Genomic DNA, 536 nt, shown 5'->3' on the forward strand with positions numbered 1-536 from the left:
TCCAACGGGATCGGGCTGACTTCAAGGCCCTCCAGCACCAAACCCGCCGCCGGGTCCTCATGACCGGCGAAATTCTGCCAGGCCAACGACACCTGAATCAGTGGGTGATGGCGCAGCGACCGAGCCGGATTGAGCCGCTCCACCAACACCTCAAACGGCACGTGCTGATGTTCGAACGCCTCCAAACTGCGTGCCCGAACCTGCGCCAACAGTTCAGCGAAGGTGGGATCACCGCCCACATCCACCCGCAGCACCAAGGTGTTGACAAAAAAGCCCACCAACTCATCGAGCGCCGGATCACCCCGACCCGCCACCGCGAAGCCCACGGCCACATCAGAACTGGCACAAACCTTCGACAACAACACCGCCAACCCGGCCTGCACCACCATGAAACTCGTCGCGTTATGCTCACGGGCCACCCGAGCAACCTGGCGCTGCAACCCCGCCGACCACTCCACACCCACACTGGCCCCACACTGATCAGCCACCACCGGATAAGGCCGATCAACAGGCAACTCCAAACGCTCAGGCATCCC

Annotated in this window: 1 protein-coding gene; it reads right to left on the bottom strand. The window is 62.5% G+C overall.

The annotated features are described in order from the left end of the window. The coding region (locus tag A5744_RS07305; RefSeq protein ID WP_139331271.1) for a condensation domain-containing protein at positions 1-536 on the bottom strand (536 nt) is incomplete at both ends.

Origin of the sequence: Mycobacterium sp. IS-1264, from assembly GCF_001954195.1 — a bacterium.
In the GTDB taxonomy this organism is placed as follows: domain Bacteria; phylum Actinomycetota; class Actinomycetes; order Mycobacteriales; family Mycobacteriaceae; genus Mycobacterium.